At 69.1% G+C, this 15835-nt stretch carries 17 protein-coding genes; 7 read left to right on the forward strand and 10 right to left on the reverse strand.

Going from position 1 to position 15835, the window contains the following annotated elements:
- Window positions 1–126 precede the first annotated feature (126 nt).
- On the forward strand, window positions 127–699 hold the full coding sequence (locus tag VM306_RS16775) for a dihydrofolate reductase family protein (RefSeq protein ID WP_325515921.1): 573 nt from the start codon (window positions 127–129) through the stop codon (window positions 697–699).
- Here the strand turns inward: VM306_RS16775 and VM306_RS16780 are convergent.
- Genes VM306_RS16780 through VM306_RS16805 form a run of 6 tightly spaced genes read right to left on the reverse strand, consistent with a single transcriptional unit; the run spans window position 681 to window position 7939 of the window.
- Complete coding sequence (locus tag VM306_RS16780; RefSeq protein ID WP_325515922.1) at window positions 681–1577, reverse strand: EamA family transporter; 897 nt, start codon at window positions 1575–1577, stop codon at window positions 681–683. The two genes, VM306_RS16775 and VM306_RS16780, sit on opposite strands and share 19 nt — an antisense overlap.
- Before the next feature lie 11 nt (window positions 1578–1588).
- Window positions 1589–2254 (reverse strand): uracil phosphoribosyltransferase, encoded by a 666-nt coding sequence (gene upp / locus VM306_RS16785; RefSeq protein ID WP_325515923.1) that lies wholly within the window; start codon window positions 2252–2254, stop codon window positions 1589–1591.
- Complete coding sequence (locus tag VM306_RS16790; RefSeq protein WP_325515924.1) at window positions 2251–2916, reverse strand: HAD family hydrolase; 666 nt, start codon at window positions 2914–2916, stop codon at window positions 2251–2253. Before VM306_RS16790 ends, upp begins: the two co-directional genes overlap by 4 nt.
- Window positions 2913–3833 (reverse strand): pseudouridine-5'-phosphate glycosidase, encoded by a 921-nt coding sequence (locus VM306_RS16795; protein WP_325515925.1) that lies wholly within the window; start codon window positions 3831–3833, stop codon window positions 2913–2915. The genes VM306_RS16790 and VM306_RS16795 overlap by 4 nt, the downstream gene beginning before the upstream one ends.
- Before the next feature lie 7 nt (window positions 3834–3840).
- Complete coding sequence (locus VM306_RS16800; RefSeq protein WP_325515926.1) at window positions 3841–4065, reverse strand: tautomerase family protein; 225 nt, start codon at window positions 4063–4065, stop codon at window positions 3841–3843.
- Between the two features lie 10 nt (window positions 4066–4075).
- On the reverse strand, window positions 4076–7939 hold the full coding sequence (locus VM306_RS16805; RefSeq protein ID WP_325515927.1) for an amino acid adenylation domain-containing protein: 3864 nt from the start codon (window positions 7937–7939) through the stop codon (window positions 4076–4078).
- Window positions 7940–8191: 252 nt separating this feature from the next.
- Between VM306_RS16805 and VM306_RS16810 the strand changes: the two genes are divergently transcribed.
- The 4 genes from VM306_RS16810 to VM306_RS16825 are packed head-to-tail and all read left to right on the forward strand — an operon-like array spanning window position 8192 to window position 11628.
- Complete coding sequence (locus tag VM306_RS16810; protein WP_325515964.1) at window positions 8192–8839, forward strand: ABC transporter permease; 648 nt, start codon at window positions 8192–8194, stop codon at window positions 8837–8839.
- Window positions 8832–9947: an ABC transporter ATP-binding protein gene (locus VM306_RS16815; RefSeq protein WP_325515928.1), complete on the forward strand. Its 1116-nt coding sequence runs from the start codon at window positions 8832–8834 to the stop codon at window positions 9945–9947. Before VM306_RS16810 ends, VM306_RS16815 begins: the two co-directional genes overlap by 8 nt.
- Window positions 9944–10678, forward strand: a complete 735-nt coding sequence (locus VM306_RS16820; protein WP_325515929.1) for an ABC transporter permease — start codon at window positions 9944–9946, stop codon at window positions 10676–10678. The genes VM306_RS16815 and VM306_RS16820 overlap by 4 nt, the downstream gene beginning before the upstream one ends.
- The gene (locus VM306_RS16825; protein WP_325515930.1) at window positions 10675–11628 is read left to right on the forward strand and encodes a glycine betaine ABC transporter substrate-binding protein; all 954 of its coding nucleotides are present in this window, start codon (window positions 10675–10677) and stop codon (window positions 11626–11628) included. The genes VM306_RS16820 and VM306_RS16825 overlap by 4 nt, the downstream gene beginning before the upstream one ends.
- A 6-nt stretch (window positions 11629–11634) precedes the next feature.
- On the opposite strand, the gene VM306_RS16830 is transcribed toward VM306_RS16825, so the two are convergent.
- Complete coding sequence (locus VM306_RS16830; RefSeq protein WP_325515931.1) at window positions 11635–12219, reverse strand: TetR/AcrR family transcriptional regulator; 585 nt, start codon at window positions 12217–12219, stop codon at window positions 11635–11637.
- Between the two features lie 76 nt (window positions 12220–12295).
- Between VM306_RS16830 and VM306_RS16835 the strand changes: the two genes are divergently transcribed.
- Window positions 12296–13072, forward strand: coding sequence for an SDR family oxidoreductase (locus VM306_RS16835; protein ID WP_325515932.1), 777 nt, complete (start codon window positions 12296–12298; stop codon window positions 13070–13072).
- Here VM306_RS16835 and VM306_RS16840 read toward each other — a convergent pair whose 3' ends face one another.
- Together VM306_RS16840 and VM306_RS16845 are read right to left on the reverse strand one after the other, a co-directional pair.
- Complete coding sequence (locus tag VM306_RS16840; protein WP_325515933.1) at window positions 13073–13357, reverse strand: SelT/SelW/SelH family protein; 285 nt, start codon at window positions 13355–13357, stop codon at window positions 13073–13075.
- On the reverse strand, window positions 13354–14226 hold the full coding sequence (locus VM306_RS16845) for a helix-turn-helix transcriptional regulator (protein ID WP_325515934.1): 873 nt from the start codon (window positions 14224–14226) through the stop codon (window positions 13354–13356). The genes VM306_RS16840 and VM306_RS16845 overlap by 4 nt, the downstream gene beginning before the upstream one ends.
- A 144-nt stretch (window positions 14227–14370) precedes the next feature.
- Between VM306_RS16845 and VM306_RS16850 the strand changes: the two genes are divergently transcribed.
- Window positions 14371–15411 carry an NAD(P)-dependent alcohol dehydrogenase gene (locus VM306_RS16850; protein ID WP_414672394.1) on the forward strand — a complete coding sequence of 347 codons (1041 nt, stop codon included), beginning with the start codon at window positions 14371–14373 and terminating at the stop codon, window positions 15409–15411.
- 22 nt (window positions 15412–15433) lie between these two features.
- Here VM306_RS16850 and VM306_RS16855 read toward each other — a convergent pair whose 3' ends face one another.
- On the reverse strand, window positions 15434–15805 hold the full coding sequence (locus VM306_RS16855) for a MerR family transcriptional regulator (RefSeq protein WP_325515935.1): 372 nt from the start codon (window positions 15803–15805) through the stop codon (window positions 15434–15436).
- Window positions 15806–15835: the final 30 nt, after the last annotated feature.

A 15835-nucleotide genomic window follows, 5' to 3' on the forward strand; every position in this document is an offset into this window, starting at 1 on the left:
CGATTCCTGACCGGTCCGGCACCGCCGGGAGTCATGCCTGAAGATCTCCTGACGTGAGGTGTCGATTCCCGGCGCCTCCCGTTCGACGCACTGATGACAGCAAGCGCGAACACCGAGGAGAACCAGATGCGCACCCTCATCGCCACCGCCTTCGTCTCCCTCGACGGCGTCGTCGAAGCGCCCGGTGGCGAACCGGGTCACCGCAGCGCCGGCTGGACCTTCAAGGACATCGAGTTCGACGAGGCGGCCTACGAGATCAAGGGCCGCGAGCAGGAAGAGGCCGCGGCCATGATGATGGGCCGGGTCAGCTACGAGGCGTTCTCCCCGGTGTGGCCGACGCTCGACTACTTCCCGCGGTACAACGTGATGCCGAAGTACGTCGTGTCCACCACGCTGGAGGAGGACCAGCTCGTCGACAACTGGGGCGACATCACGATCCTGCGCTCGCTCGACGACGTGGCCGCGCTGAAGGAGACCGAGGGCGGCCCGATCTCGGTCCACGGCAGCGCGACGCTCAACCGCGACCTGTCCGACGCCGGCTTGATCGACCGCTACCACCTGCTGGTGTTCCCGGTGCTGCTCGGCGCGGGCAAGCGGATGTTCAGCCAGACCGACAAGGACAAGCAGATGCTGAAGGTCGTCGAGAGCGAGACCTACGCGAACGGCGTCCAGAAGCTCGTCTACGACGTCGTGCGCTGAAGCTCCGGCTCCGCCACGGCTTTCCGCACCGGTGTCAGCTGCACCAGCACGATCGCTCCGATGAGGACCGCGGCGCCGACGAACTGGAGCAACGACAACGTCTGGCCGAGGAACACGTACCCGAGGACCGTCGCGACGATCGGGCTGCAGAAGCCGAGGAACGACAACCCGATCGCGGGCACCCTGTCCGTGCCGCGGAACCAGACCGAGTAGCCGAAGAGCGAGCCGAGCACGATCAGGTAGCCGAAGCCCAGCGCGTTGGTGCCGGTGATCGTGCTCGGCAGGCCTTCGAGCAGGAACAGCGCGGGCAGCAGCACGAGACCGCCGGCGGTGAGCTGCCAGCCGGTGAACAGCAGGACGTTGACCGGGCGCTGCCACCGTTTCGTGAGCACGATCCCGGACGCCATGCAGATCGCGCCCCCGACCGAGGCGAGCACGCCGACGAGGTCCAGCTGCGCGGTGGCCTTGAGGACCAGCAACGCGACACCCGCGGTGGCGGCGACGCAGGCGAGGACGTGGGGCAGCCGGATCCTGTCGCCGAGCACCAGCGCGGCCAGCACCAGCGTGATCACCGGCTGGACCGAGCCGACGAGGGCCGCCACACCGCCGGGGAGGTGGTAGGCGGAGACGAAGAGCAGGAAGAAGAACGCGCCGATGTTGAGCGTGCCCAGCACCAGGGCCCGCCACCACCAGATCCCCTTCGGGAGGACCCGTCCGAACAGCAGCAGGACCAGGCCCGCGGGCAACGCGCGGACGACCGCGGCGAGCAGGGGCCGGTCCGGCGGCAGCAGCTGCGTCGTGACGAGGTAGGTGCTGCCCCAGATCATCGGCGCCAGCGCGGTGACCGCCGAGTCGGCCAGCACCCGGTTGCCCCTCATGGCTTCCCCCGTCACTCGTCGGTGCCGAAGAACCGGTCGCCGAAGTCGCCGATGCCGGGCAGCATGTAGGCGTCCGGGGTGAGCCCTTCCTCGATCGCGGACGTCACGATCCGCACCAGCGGGTAGCGCGAGCACACCGCCTCGATGCCCTCCGCCACCGTGATGAGGGTGACGAAGACGATGTTCTCCTCCAGCACTCCCCGGTCGAGCAGCACCTGGATCGCCGCGTTGGCAGTGCCGCCGGTGGCCAGCATCGGGTCGAGCAGCAGCACCTGCCGTGACGCGATGTCGTGCGGCAGGTTCGAGTAGTAGAGCTTCGGCTGCTTGGTGTCCTTGTCCCGCTGGATGAGGATCTTGCCGATCCGAACTCCCGGGACCACCGCCCGCAGGCCGCCCTCCATGCTCTCGCCCGCCCTGATGACCGGGACGGCGACGAGCTTGTCCGCGAACCTCAGGCCGTGGTAGGTCGCGCCGATCGGGGTGGTGACGTCGTGCTCCTCGAACGGCAGCAGGTCCAGGCCTGCCTCGACGAGCAGCCGGATTATTCGTTCGGTGTAGAAGACGAAGTCCTCCCGCGAGGCGTCGCGGTCGCGGACGACGGTGTGCAGTGCGCGTAGCTGTCTGGTCTGCGGCAACAGGTGCACGTTCTTCTCGAGGTACGCGTCGATCGAGGTCACGAGCACTCCTTCACGGCCGCCACGACCCCGGCGAACGAGTCGACGAGCCAGGTGGGGTTGGCGCTGAGCAGCTGGTCGACGCTGTGCACGCCGTAGGTCACGCCGACCGACGACATCCCGGCGCCGTGCGCCATCAGCACGTCGTGCGTGGTGTCGCCGACCATCACGGCGTTCCGCGCGGCCACACCGAGCTTCTCCAGCACCACGAGGCCGGACTCGGGGTCGGGCTTGGGCTTCGAGACCTGGTCCGCGCCGACGACCACCGCGAACTCCTCGCGCAGGCCGGCCGCGGTGAGCAGCGCCTCGGCGTTGCGGATGAACTTGCTCGTCGCGACGGCCAGCAGGAAACCGTCCTCCCGCAACGACTGCAGCCCGTCGAACACGCCGGGGAACACCAGCTGCGTCGCCATCGGCAGCACGATCTTGCGGAACGTCGACTGGTACAGCTCGACGCACGTCGTGACCGCCGGCTCGTCCTCGGAGGCGCCGAGCACCTTCGCGAACGCCGCCGGCAGCGGCAGCCCGATGGTCCCGCGGATCGTGCCGGAGTCCGCCGTGGGCAGGTCGAGCTGGGCGAACACCGCGGCGAACGTCGTGATGATCCCGCGCGGGGAGTCGACGAGCGTGCCGTCCAGGTCGAAGATCACGCACCGGCTGCTCATGAGGAGTACTCCTTCGCGTGCGCGACGGCGAGCTCGGCGGCCACCTCGGCGGTGCTGACCAGCACCGCCTGGTTGGCCTTCGCGGACCGTCCCTCCGTGGCCCTGTCGACGGCGCGCATCAGGTACTTCGTGATCGCCTGACCGCTCACGCCCTCGCGTTCCGCGCGCCCGACCGCCTCGGTGATCACGGACTCGACCTCGTCGCCGTCGATCGCGTCCGCGAGCCTGGTCGGGGTGGTGACGAGGAACGAGCCGGGGTTGCCGACCGCCCAGTGGTTCTCGATCGCCCTGGCGAGCACCGAGGCGTCGTCCACGCGGTGCGGGCTGCGGAAACCGCTGGAGACGCAGTAGAACGCGGGGAAGTCGTCCGACCGGTAGGCGACGACCGGAACGCAGTGCGTCTCCAGGAACTCCAGCGTGAGCCCGAGGTCGAGGATGTTCTTCGCCCCCGCGCACACCACGGCGACCTTGGACCGGGTGAACTGCACCAGGTCCGACGAGACGTCCATCGTGCGCTCGGCGCCGCGGTGCACGCCGCCGATTCCCGCTGAGGAGAAGAACTTCAGCCCCGCGAGCTCGGCGGCGATCACCGACGACGCGACCGTCGTGGCGCCCATCCCACCGCGTGCCAGCACGATCGGCAGGTCCCGGCTGCTGACCTTCGGGATGCCCGGTGTCGTCGCGAACCTCTCGATGTCGTTCTCCGAGAGGCCGACCAGGATCCTGCCGTTGTCGATGCCGATCGTGGCCGGCACCGCGCCACCCGCGCGGACCGCGTCCTCGACCCGGCGCGCCGTCTCGGCGTTGTCGGGGTAGTCGAGGCCGTGCGTGATGACGTTGGACTCCAGCGCCACGACCGGTTGCCCGGCCGTGATCGCCTCGCCCACTTCCTCGCTGTACACCAGGGGAATGTTCATCTGCGCCTCAGTAGTCCGGGGTCTTGTGCAGGAGTTCCTTGCGTCCCACGATCTCCGGCCCGTAGACCCGGTCCTGCCACTCCTCCTGCGCGACCGGCTCGACGGCGATCGACACCACGCCCTCGTCGCAGCCGAACGCCTTCGTCACCGCCTCGGTGATGCCGGCGACCAGCTCGGCCGACTGCTCGCCGGTGAGCTGCTTCGGGAAGTGCTTGATGGTCACGTGTGGCACGGGAGCCTCCTCACGACTGGTTCGCCGCGATGGCGAGGGTGACGGCCTTGGTGACGGCGGCGATCAGTTCGGACATCTGCTCGTCGGACAGCAGCACCGGCACGCGGGCGACTTCCTGCTGCACCGCTCCGCGCCGGTCCATCGACGCCAGCAGCTCGTCGATGTCGGGCTCGCGCAGGAGGCTGTAGTGGTCGGCCTCCAGCTCGACGACGACCGGGTCGGTGACGGAGAAGCCCTCGCTGCCCTCGATGAACGAGTAGTCGTCGCCCCGCGCCTTGAAGATGGTGAGAGGCGCCTTGATCGTGCGCTCGGCCAGCTCGCTGAAGGTGTACTTGAACGAGAACGTCTCCGTGACGATCCGGATGATCCGCCGCACGAGCTCGCTGTCGAGGTCGCGGAACTCGCTGCTGATGAACGCCGCGAAGCTGTCCTCGTCCTTCGCGATCTCCAGGCACCGGGCGAGCTTCGGGTCCGTGATGCTGCCCGCGAACACCGAGAACAGGATCGTGACGAACGCGCTGTTGTCGTACGACGCCTCGTCGCTCGCCCGGTCCGAGCGCACCTTCGGCGATCCCGGGGCGATCAGGAACAGGTTCGCGACCTCGTGACCGGCCTGTTCGAGCTGGTAGGCGGTCTCGAACGCGACCCGCGCGCCGAAGGAGTAGCCCCACAGCGTGTACGGGCCCTCCGGCTGGATCTCCCTGATGGCGTCGAGGTCCGCCTCGGCCATCTCGCGGATCGTGCGGTACGGCGTCTCGCCCTCGTTGATGCCGTGGGCCTGCACGCCGTAGAACGGGCGCTCGGACCGGCTCGCCAGCGTGCGCAGGTTCATCGGGTAGCCGCCCAGGCCGGGCCAGCAGAACACCGGCGTCGCGTCGCCGCCTGGCTGCAACGGGACCAGCCGCGAGACCGGCCCGTCGTGCAGGCCGTCGACGCGGCGGGCGAGCTGCTCGATCGTCGGCGACTCGAAGAGGACCTGCAGCGGGAGGCTGGTGCCGAAGTCCTTGTTGATGCGGTTGACCAGGCCGACCGCGATCAGCGAGTTGCCGCCGGTCTCGAAGAAGTCGTCGTGCGTCGAGACGGTCTCGCGCTTCATCAGCTTCTTCCACATCTCGCTGATGCGGCGCTCGGTGATGGTGCGCGGCGCGATGAACGGCCGGTCCTGGTCGTCGACGTCGGTCTTGTCCGACGCCTCCAGGGCCTTGACGTCGATCTTGCCGTTGGCCGTGACCGGGAGCCTGTCGAGCACCACGACCTTGTTCGGGATCATGTAGTCCGGCAGGAAGTTGACCAGGTCGTCGCGGATCAGCTCGGCAGGGCCCTTCATGTGGACGACGTCTTCCTTCATGCCGGGGCTGCGGCGCTGGTCGTAGGAGACCTTGCCGCCCAGGAAGAAGTACGACGGGCCGTCGCTCTCGCCGATGTCCTTCAGGATCCCGCAGATGCGCTTGGCCGACGGGAGGTCGTTGTTCGACTTCGAGCTGTAGCCGGAGGACATGAAGCCGAGGTCGACGTCGTTGGCGGACAACCGGTGCATGGTCCGGCCGAGGTCGATGTAGCGCCGCCACAGCTCCGCCGACCGGGCCACGGCGCTGACGCCGAAGCTCGCCCGCTCGTACACCGCCTGGTTGATCGCGATGACGTGCTTGCGCAGCACCACCTCGTCGGACAGCCGCTCGAACTCGCCGTCGGCGTACCGGTACAGGCCACCGGGCAGGCCCGGGACGCGGCCGGCGTGCGTCTGCAGGTAGACGTCGACGTCGTCCTCGCGCGGACCGGTGTAGGCGCAGAGCTCGAACGTGCCGAGGTAGTAGTCCTCCTCGGGGACGTCCAACAGCCCCTTGGTCTCCGGCTTGAACGCGGACGCGGTGATGTCGAGGCCGTAGCCCGGCAGGATCTCCTCGAAGAGGCCGAGCATGTGGCCGGTCTCGATCTCCAGCACTTCCTGGATGTTGTTGAGGTACACCGCCTCGATCGCGGCCTTGTGCCCGATGAAGTGCAGCTTCGCCTGGGGCTCCGCGCCCTCGTCGAGCGAGGAGATCAGCACGAGCTGGTGGCGCAGCGGGTGGTAGTAGTACAACCCCGCCGGCAGGCCCGCGATGTGGTGCAGCTCCAGGTAGAGCTGGGTCGCGTAGAGCGAACCCGGTGAGGCGTAGCCGTACTTCGGCAGCAGCCGCTGGTCGCTGAAGTGCGCGCCGAAGTAGCGCAGGATCTCGCCCAGCTCGCTGAACCGGACGTCCTTCGGGTCGTGGGACCCGGCGCCGATCGGCTTGCGCTCCAGCAGCCGCGCCAGGTCGGAGTCGGTGACCTGGCCGCCCTCGTAGAAGCGGTACGACTTGCGCGAGAAGACGACCTTCCGCTGCAGGCACGAGGCTTCCTCGCCCGGCAGCTCGACCGTCTCGCGCCCGGCGAGGTCGTCGCGCACGCCGGGGTTCGACAGCTGCGCGCGGACCTGCAGGCGGCTCGCCTTCGACTGGTGGTGCGCGCCCGCGTTGCCCTGGTCCATCAGGGCTGCTTCCTTGGGGTTCAGCTCGACGCACGCGATCAGGTTCTGGAACCCGGTGCGGTCGTCGGACTTCACGATGACCGCGGCGTTGCGCACCCAGTCGTGGGTCTCGATGGCGAGCCGGATCTCGTCCAGCTCCACGCGGTAGCCGCGCAGCTTGACCTGGCTGTCCGCGCGGCCGGCGAACTGCACGGTGCCGTCGAGGTTCTGCGTCACCAGGTCACCGGTGCGGAACATGCCGTCCACGAACCGTTCCCGCGTCAGCTCCGGCTGGTGCAGGTAGCCGCGGGCCACCTGCACGCCGCCGATGTAGAGCTCGCCGATCTCGCCGGGCGTGACGAGGTCGCGGTTCGCGTCGAGCACCAGGTAGGTGGTGTTCGCGACGGGCAGGCCGATCGAGATGGAGTTCGGCGCCTCGGCCAGCTCCGCGGGGTCGACCACGTGCGACGACGAGTTGATCGTCGTCTCCGTCGGCCCGTAGAGGTTGATGAGAGCGGTTGCGGGCATCGTGTCGACGAAGCTCTGGGCCAGCGTGCGGGACAACGCCTCGCCGCCGCTGAAGACCTGCCGCAACGACGTGACGGTGTGCAACTCCTCCGTGTCGATCAACGCCTGCAACAGCGTCGGCACGCACTGCAGCGTCGTGACACGGTGCTCGCGCATGGTCTCGATCAGCATCTCCGGGTCGCGGTAGATGCCGGGGCGTCCCATCACGACGGTGCTGCCGACCGCGGGGCTCAGGATCTCCCACTGCGCCGCGTCGAAGCTCATCGGCGTCTTCTGCACCACGCGCTTCGTGCTGTCGATGGAGTGCGCGTCCTGCAGCCACAGCATCTGGTTGACGATGCTGCGGTGCTCGATCATCACGCCCTTGGGCCTGCCGGTGCTGCCCGAGGTGTAGATGATGTAGGCGAGGCTGGTGTCGGCGGGGGAGAAGCCGTCGTCGAACGCCTCGTCGCAGTCGTCGAGCGTGACGATCCGCGTGGTGCTCGGGGCGAGCTCGGAGAGCCGTTGCTTCAGCGCCGGCTGGGTGACGACGACCTTCGTGCGCGAGTCCTCGATCATGTACCGGAGGCGCTCCTCCGGGTACTCGGGGCTCAGCGGCAGGTAGGCGCCGCCGGCGCACAGGATTCCCCAGGCGCCGACCACGAGGTCGAGCGACGGTTCCACGAACATGCCCACGCAGTCGTCCGCGCTGATGCCGAGTCTGCGCAGGTGTGTGGCCAGCGCCGAACTCTGCTCGAAGAGTTCGCCGTAGGTGATGCTCTCTTCGCCGAAGACGACGGCTGTGCGATCGGGTTGAACCTCGACCTGCTTGCGCAGCAGGTCGGGTAGGCAGCCGCCGTCCACTTCAGCTTCGTGCGACATCTCAGAAATCCCCCAAGCGGTCCGGGCGTGAGCAGGTGTGAGGGCGTTTCGGTTTAGTTGAAGAACGTATGAGCGATGGCTCGAAACCTGCTGGAGCGAACTACCCGGTTCTCAGCCGAGGAGGTCTACCAGAACAGCCTTGAGGCGCAACGGATTCCTGTCAGGTGGGAATGCTGGTTGGGCCTCGAACGGTTGCCGGTCCGTCCACAGTGGTGTTGGGTGGACGCCAACTTCGAGGGCGGGGCCACGAGGATGAATCTGCTTCAGTACGTCGCCGATCGCTGGGACCGGTTGTCGATGCAAGCCTTCCTGCACGTCAGCGCGGTGGTGCAGTGCACCGTCCTGGCGGCGGCGCTCGGCGTGGTGATCGGTGTCGCCGTCTACCGCAGCCCGGTCGGATCCGCGCTGGCCACGGCGTTGGCGAGCACGGTTCTCACCATTCCGTCGTTCGCGTTGCTGGCGTTGCTGATCCCGGTCTTCGGGCTCGGCGCGGACACCACGGTCGTCGCTTTGGTGCTTTACGCATTGCTGCCGATCGTGCGGAACACCGTCGTCGGACTGGCCGGGGTGGACCCGGCGGTCAGCGACGCCGCCAGGGGCATCGGGATGAGCCGGATGGGCGTGCTGACCAGAGTCGAGCTGAGACTCGCGTGGCCCGCCATCCTGGCCGGGATGCGCGTGGCCACGCAGATGCTGATGGGCATCGCGGTGATCGCGGCCTACGCGAAAGGACCCGGTCTCGGTTCCGAGGTGTTCTCCGGGCTCGCCAACGCGGGCAGCGCGAACGCCGTGAACCAGGCCCTCACCGGGACGATCGGCGTGGTGGTCCTCGCCCTGCTGCTCGACGGCGTCTACGTGCTCGTCGACCGTCTCACCGTCTCGAGGGGCGTCCGTGGCTGAAGAAGGCATCGAGATCCGGCTGGACCACGTCAGCAAGCGCTATCCGGGGCAGAAGGCGGCCGCCGTCGACGACTTCTCGATGGTCGTGCCCGCCGGGAGGATCGTGGTGTTCGTCGGGCCGTCCGGGTGCGGCAAGACCACGACCATGCGGATGATCAACCGATTGATCGAGCCGACGTCGGGCACGATCACGATCGGCGGCGAGGACGCGCTGCGCATCGACCCGGACGACCTGCGGCGCCGCGTCGGGTACGCGATCCAGCAGGCGGGGCTCTTCCCGCACTTCACGGTGGCCCAGAGCATCGGGATCGTGCCGGGGCTGCTGGGCTGGGACAGGAAGAGGATCGCGGCCCGCGTCGAGGAGATGATGGACCTCGTCGGGCTCGACCCCGGTGAGTTCGCCGGCCGCTTCCCCCGCCAGCTCTCGGGCGGGCAGCAGCAACGCGTCGGCGTCGCACGGGCGTTGGCCGCCGACCCGCCGGTGCTGCTGATGGACGAGCCGTTCGGCGCGGTCGACCCGATCACCCGCGGCCACTTGCAGGACGAGCTGCTGCGGTTGCAGGGCGAGCTGCACAAGACGATCGTGTTCGTCACGCACGACTTCGACGAGGCCGTGAAGCTCGGGGACAAGATCGCCGTGCTGGGCGAGCGGTCGACGATCCTGCAGTACGACACCCCCGACGCGATCCTCGCCAACCCGGCGGACGACACGGTGGCCGGGTTCGTCGGCGCCGGCGCGTCGCTGAAGGCGCTGACGCTGACGCGGGTGAGGGACGTCGAGCTCGGCCAGGCGGTGACCGCTCGCGCCGACGCTGATCCGTCCACCGTGGAACTGGGTGATGAGCGGTTCCTGCTCGTGCTCGACCGGCGCGACCGGCCGGTGCGCTGGGTGCAGCGCAACGACCTCGAGCGCGCGTCGTCGCTGGAGAACATCGGCCAGCCGGTGCTGGACTCGGTGACACTGCAGTCGACGCTGCGCGACGCCCTGGAAGCGATGATCACCGAGGGCGGGCGCGCGGTCGTCACCGGGAACCGCGGCGAGTACGTCGGCACCCTCGACCTCGCGACGGTGACCGAGGTCGTGCAACGGCTGCGGGCGACCGCGTGACGGCCGAGCGGATCAGGTTCTGGGCGCAGCCCGTCCTGGTGCTGCTGATCGTCGGCGGCGTGCTGGCGTGGGTGTTCGGCGGTGAGCTGAGCGCGACCGAGAAGAGCACGCTGAACGCGTCGTCGTTGCTGACGGCGCTGCGCGACCACCTGGCGATGACGGTCGTGGTGACCGCGATCGTCGTGGTGGTCGCGGTGCCGGCGGGCGTCGTCGCGACCAGGCCGTGGGCGCGCTGGCTCGCCCCGGTGTTCCTGGCGGTCGCGAACGTCGGCCAGGCCGCGCCGGCGCTGGGCGTGCTGGTGCTGTGGTTCCTGTTCACCGGCGCGTCGGGCGGGCTGTGGGTGGCCGCGCTGCCGCTCGCGTTCTACTCGTTGCTTCCCGTGCTGCGCAACACGATCGTTGGCCTGCAACAGGTCGATCCGTCCCTTGTGGACGCCGGGCGCGGCATCGGCATGTCGTCGTCGGGGGTGATGTGGCGGGTCGAGCTCCCGCTCGCGGTCCCGCTCATCCTCGCCGGCCTGCGCACCTCGCTGGTGCTCGCGGTGGGCACGGCGACGTTCGGGTTGTTCGTCAACGCCGGCGGCTTCGGGCTGCTGATCGACACCGGCTACAAGCTGAACCTGACCAAGGTCCTGGTGACCGGTTCGGTGCTGGCGGCGGCTCTCGCGCTGCTGGTCGACTGGGCCGGCGCGGTGATCGAGCGGTGGTTCGGTCCGAAGGGGGCGCGATGAAGAGGCTGGTTCCGGTCCTGGTGCTGCTTCTGGCCGGATGCGGCCTCGACCTGAACTCCGCGTTGCCGTACGAGGTCCTCCCCGGCTCGATCCAGCTCGACCAGTCGTTGCGGGGCGTCGAGATCACCGTGGGGTCCAAGGACTTCACCGAGAACATCCTGCTCGGGTACATGGCGGAGATGGCGCTGTCCGCGGCGGGGGCGGACGTCGTCGACCTGACCGACCTGAAGGGCTCGCAGACCGCGCGGCAGGCCCTGCTCACCGGCGAGATCGACGTCAGCTGGGAGTACACCGGCACCGGCTGGATCAACTACCAGGGCAACGAGCTGCCGGTGCCCGGCGGTGAGCAGGCGCAGTACGACGCCACGAAGAAGGCCGACCTCGACCGGTTCGGCGTCGAGTGGCTCGCCTACTCCCCGCTCAACGACCAGTACGCCTTCGCCGTCACCGAGGCCTACGGTGCGCGGCACGGCCTCAGGACCACGTCCGACCTGGCGGCGTTCCTCGCGCAGAACCCGGACCAGGCGGTGTTCTGCCTGGAGACCGAGTTCACCAGCCGTCAGGACGGTTTCCCGGCCGCGCAACGGACCTACGGCCTCCCGGCCACCGAGGTGAAGAACTTCGGCATCGGCACGATCTACTCGGCCGTCGCCGGCGGCACGTGCCCGGTCGGCGAGGTGTTCACGACCGACGGACGGATCGCCGCGCAGAAGCTGCGCGTGCTGGAGGACGACAAGAAGGCGTTCCCGCAGTACAACGTGGCACCGACCGTGCGGGCCGAGTTCCTCCGGCGGTATCCGCAGATACGTGGCCCGCTGGAGACCGTGAGCCGCGCGCTGACCAACGACCAGATGATCGAGCTGTGCCGTCGGGTCGACGTGGACGGAAGGGACGCGGGCGTGGTCGCCAGGGACTGGATGGTGGCCAAGGGGTTCATCAGGACGGACTGACGACCGTCATCCACTTCGGACGGCCGAGAGCGCGATCCCGTACAGCCGCCGCAGTTCGTCGAGGTCGCCACCGTCCTCGCCGAGCCAGGCGGTGGTGGCCGCGTCGAGGCACGCCAGCGCGGTGGCCACGATCGCCTCGCCGCGAAGACCGGCGGGCGCGTCACCGGTGCCGACGCGGCGTTCGACCTCCGGCGCCAGGACCTGTTGCCAGCGCAGGTGTTTCTCCAGATGGCCCGCCCGCAGTGAAGGGCTGGTCATGCACAGCTTCGAGATCTTCACGCCGCGTTCCGGGTCCACGTGCGTGGTCAGCGCCGAGAAGGCGTGTCCCAGCGCGTCCCAGATCGGCTCGTCGTCGGGACGGGCCCGCAGCGCCTCCAGGATCAGCGGCCCCTGCTCGGCGAGGTCGCCGAAGACGATGTCCTCCTTCGTGCCGAAGTAGCGGAAGAACGACCGCCGGGATATCCCGGCCGCGGCCACCACCTGGTCGACCGTCGTCTCCTCGAACCCCTGCTCCAGGAACAGCGCCAGCGCGGCGTCCGCGACCTCTTCCTGGACGCGGCGCCGGGTGCGGTCCCAGAGACGTTCCGACATGCCCTCCAGCCTAGCGTCATGGCGCCATCGCGACATTTGATGCTAGCTTGGCACTCGATGCCAAGGAGGCCTTGAAGTGACAGTCGACTACCGAGGAGCGCGCGTCCTCGTCACCGGCGCCAGTGCCGGGATCGGCGCGCAGTTCGCCCGAGAGCTCGCCCGCAGGGGCTCTGACCTGGTCCTCGTCGCTCGCCGAGCGGATCGCCTGGAAGCGCTCGCCGCCGAGCTGAAGGGCGTCGAGGTCACGGTGCTGCCGTGCGACCTCACCGAACCGGGTGCCGTCGCGGGGCTGGCCGCGGAGCTGCGGAAGCGGGACCTGAAGCTCACCGGGCTGATCAACAACGCGGGCTTCGGCACGTACGGGCCGTTCGCCGAGGAGGACGTCGAGAGGCTGCGGACCGAGATCGCGCTCGACATCTCGGCGGTCGTGGAGCTGTCGAGGACGTTCCTCGACGAGCTGGTCGAGGCCAGGGGGATCCTGGTCAACGTCGCGAGCATGGCCGCGTACCACCCGACGCCGAAGATGGCCGTCTACGGCGCGGCGAAGGCGTTCGTGCTGAACTTCACCGAGGCGTTGTGGACGGAGCACCGCCGGGCCGGTCTGAAGGTGCTCGCGCTCTCACCCGGCGCGACCAGCACCGAGTTCTTCGACGTCGCGGGGGAGCAGGCTTCCGCCGGTGCGCGGCGGGTCCCGCCGGAGCTGGTGGTGGAGACGGCGCTGCGGACGCTGGACCGGCGCAACCCGCCGCCGAGCATCGCGGTCGGCAGGGCGAACCGGCTGATGCTCTCCGTGAGCAGGTTGCTGGGCAGGCGTCAGGCCGCGGTGGTGATGGGGGCGGTCACCGCGACGTGATCACGAGTGCTCGCGGTCGGTGTGGCCCAGGGACCGCTCCGGCGCCACCCGGTCGCGCACCAGCCGCTTGAGCACGGCGAGGTCCGGGAAGCCCTCCTGCTCCTTGCGCGACCACAGCGTCTCGCCGTCGAGCCGGACGTCGAACACGCCCCCGGTGCCGGGGACGAGCGCGACCTCGCCCAGTTCGGTCGTGAACGTGGTGAGCAGCTCCTGCGCGGTCCAGCCGGCGCGCAGCAGCCACCGGCACCGGGTGCAGTACTCGATCTCCAGCCGTGGCGTTCTCACGCCTGGGTCCTGGCAGACGCCCCGGCCCGGCTCGCGTCCTTGCCCCAGCTGGCGAGCAGCTGCAGCGCCTCGGCGGACTGGGTGCCGGGCTCGGCGTGGTAGGTGGTGAGGAACAGCGACGGCTCGCTGGGCATGCGCAGCGTCTCGTACGACAGCGTCATCTCGCCCACGAGCGGGTGCCGCACCAGCTTCGTGCCGAAGCTCTTCTCCTTGACCTCGTGCGCGGCCCAGAGCTGCCGGAACAGCTCGCTGCGCAGCGACAGCTCGCCGATCAGCGCGGCCAGCTCCGGGTCGTCGGAGCAGCACCCGGCGTCCAGGCGCAGGAAGGCGACGACGTCGGCGGCCTTGGTCTCCCAGTTGACGAAGAGGTTCTGGCACTCGGGCCGCAGGAAGATCATGCGCGCCCAGTTCCGGTCGCGCGGCGCCAGCTCGCCCCAGTCGCCGAACAACGCCGCGGCCATGGGGTTCCACGCGAGGATGTCGCAGCGGCGTCCGCCGATGTAGGCGGGCACCGCGATGCCGTCGAGCAGGTGCCGCAACGCGGGCCGGAGCGGGGAACGCTGCTCTTTTTTCTTCTTGTGCGGCTTGCTGCGCGTGAGGTTGTTCAGGTGCTCGCGCTCGGCGTCGTTCAGCCGCAGCGCGCGGGCGATCGAGTCCAGCACCTCGGCCGAGACGTTGTGACCGTTGCCCTGCTCCAGCCGCGTGTAGTACGCGACGGAGACGCCCGCGAGCTGCGCCAGCTCCTCACGGCGCAGACCGGGCACGCGGCGGGTCCTGCCGTACTGCGGCAGCCCGACGTCGTCGGGGGACAGGCGAGCCCGGCGGCTGCGCAGGAAGTCGCTCAGCTCGGTGCGCGGATCGACGGTCATGGGTCCGAGTATCCCCGCGCCCAGGACGTCGTGCCTGCTACTGCCAGTGGTACGCACGGCAGTCGTACGAAAACCAGGTGCCTGGGTGGACCTCTCGAACCGGGGCAGTGTCGTCACCGACACGACGAAACGAGGAGAAACCTGATGAGCACCGTCGCTGCCTACGCCGCTCCGGCACCCAAGGCACCGCTGGAGCGCACGACGGTCGAGCGCCGGGAGGCCGGGCCGCACGACATCCTGATCGACATCAAGTTCGCCGGCATCTGCCACTCGGACATCCACCAGGTCAACGAGGGCTGGGGCGAGGCGATCTTCCCCATGGTCCCCGGCCACGAGATCGCGGGCGTCGTCGTCGAGGTCGGCTCCGAGGTCACCCGTCACGCCGTCGGCGACCGTGTCGGCGTCGGTTGCATGGTCGACTCGTGCCGCGAGTGCGAGTTCTGCCTGCGCGGGCTGGAGCAGTACTGCGCGAACGGCAACACCATGACCTACAACGGCATCGATCGCCGCGGTGACGTCACCTACGGCGGCTACTCGCGGCAGATCGTGGTCGACGAGAACTACGTCGTGCGCATCCCGGACGGGCTGCCGCTCGACGTGGCCGCGCCGCTGCTGTGCGCGGGCATCACCGTCTACTCGCCGCTCAAGCACTGGGGCGTCGCTCCCGGCAAGAAGGTCGCCGTCGTCGGTCTCGGTGGGCTCGGCCACATGGGCGTCAAGATCGCCGCCGCGCTCGGCGCCGAGGTGACCGTGCTGTCGCAGTCGTTGCGCAAGAAGGACGACGGGCTCGAGCTCGGCGCCCACGACTACCGCTCCACCAGCGACCCCGCCACGTTCAGCGAGCTGGCGGGGAAGTTCGACGTGGTCCTGTCCACGGTCTCGGCCCCGCTCGACTTCGGCGCCTACCTCGGGCTGCTGAGGACCGACGGCGCGATCGTGAACGTCGGCGCGCCCGAGGAGCCGATCTCGCTGAACCTGTTCCGGCTGCTCGGCGGTCGCAAGACGCTCGCAGGGTCGATGATCGGCGGCATCGCGGAGACCCAGGAGATGCTGGACTTCTGCGCAGAGCACGGCCTGGGCGCGGAGATCGAGCTGATCTCCGCCGAGGAGATCAACACCGCCTACGACCGCGTGCAGTCGAGCGACGTGCGGTACCGGTTCGTGATCGACGCCGCGACGATCTGACGGGACGGTCTGCCGTGCGCGCTCACCGAGGCGGGCACGGCAGACCGTGGTCGTGGCTCCTGACGGCCCCCGCGATCACGGTGTCGAGCTGCACGAGAGTCTCCTGCAACTCCTCGATCTGCCGCAGCACCGACGACCGGTGACCGTGCAGCTTCGTGAGCACCTGCGGCGATGCGATGCCCGTCGCCATGCACGGCAGCATCTCCAGGATTCCCGAGCTGGAGATCCCGGCGGCGTAGAGCTGCTGGATCAGGCGCACGCGGCTGATGGCGTTCTCCGTGTAGCGCCGTTGCCCGCTCTCACTGCGTTCGGCTTCGAGAAGCTTCTGCTCCTCGTAGTAGCGCAACGCGCGCACGCTCACGCCGGTCCGTTCCGCCAGCTCGCCGATTCTCATGAGACCTCCGCCACAAAAGCTATCTCTGAC

Origin of the sequence: Lentzea sp. (assembly GCF_035525475.1) — a bacterium.
Lineage (GTDB): Bacteria > Actinomycetota > Actinomycetes > Mycobacteriales > Pseudonocardiaceae > Lentzea.

Coding starts and splice junctions, on each gene's coding strand:
- VM306_RS16775 (WP_325515921.1), top strand. CDS start 127: ATGCGCACCCTCATCGCCACCGCCTTCGTCTCCCTCGACGGCGTCGTC.
- VM306_RS16780 (WP_325515922.1), bottom strand. CDS start 1,577: ATGAGGGGCAACCGGGTGCTGGCCGACTCGGCGGTCACCGCGCTGGCG.
- VM306_RS16790 (WP_325515924.1), bottom strand. CDS start 2,916: ATGAGCAGCCGGTGCGTGATCTTCGACCTGGACGGCACGCTCGTCGAC.
- VM306_RS16795 (WP_325515925.1), bottom strand. CDS start 3,833: ATGAACATTCCCCTGGTGTACAGCGAGGAAGTGGGCGAGGCGATCACG.
- VM306_RS16805 (WP_325515927.1), bottom strand. CDS start 7,939: ATGTCGCACGAAGCTGAAGTGGACGGCGGCTGCCTACCCGACCTGCTG.
- VM306_RS16810 (WP_325515964.1), top strand. CDS start 8,192: ATGAATCTGCTTCAGTACGTCGCCGATCGCTGGGACCGGTTGTCGATG.
- VM306_RS16825 (WP_325515930.1), top strand. CDS start 10,675: ATGAAGAGGCTGGTTCCGGTCCTGGTGCTGCTTCTGGCCGGATGCGGC.
- VM306_RS16830 (WP_325515931.1), bottom strand. CDS start 12,219: ATGTCGGAACGTCTCTGGGACCGCACCCGGCGCCGCGTCCAGGAAGAG.
- VM306_RS16845 (WP_325515934.1), bottom strand. CDS start 14,226: ATGACCGTCGATCCGCGCACCGAGCTGAGCGACTTCCTGCGCAGCCGC.
- VM306_RS16850 (WP_414672394.1), top strand. CDS start 14,371: ATGAGCACCGTCGCTGCCTACGCCGCTCCGGCACCCAAGGCACCGCTG.
- VM306_RS16855 (WP_325515935.1), bottom strand. CDS start 15,805: ATGAGAATCGGCGAGCTGGCGGAACGGACCGGCGTGAGCGTGCGCGCG.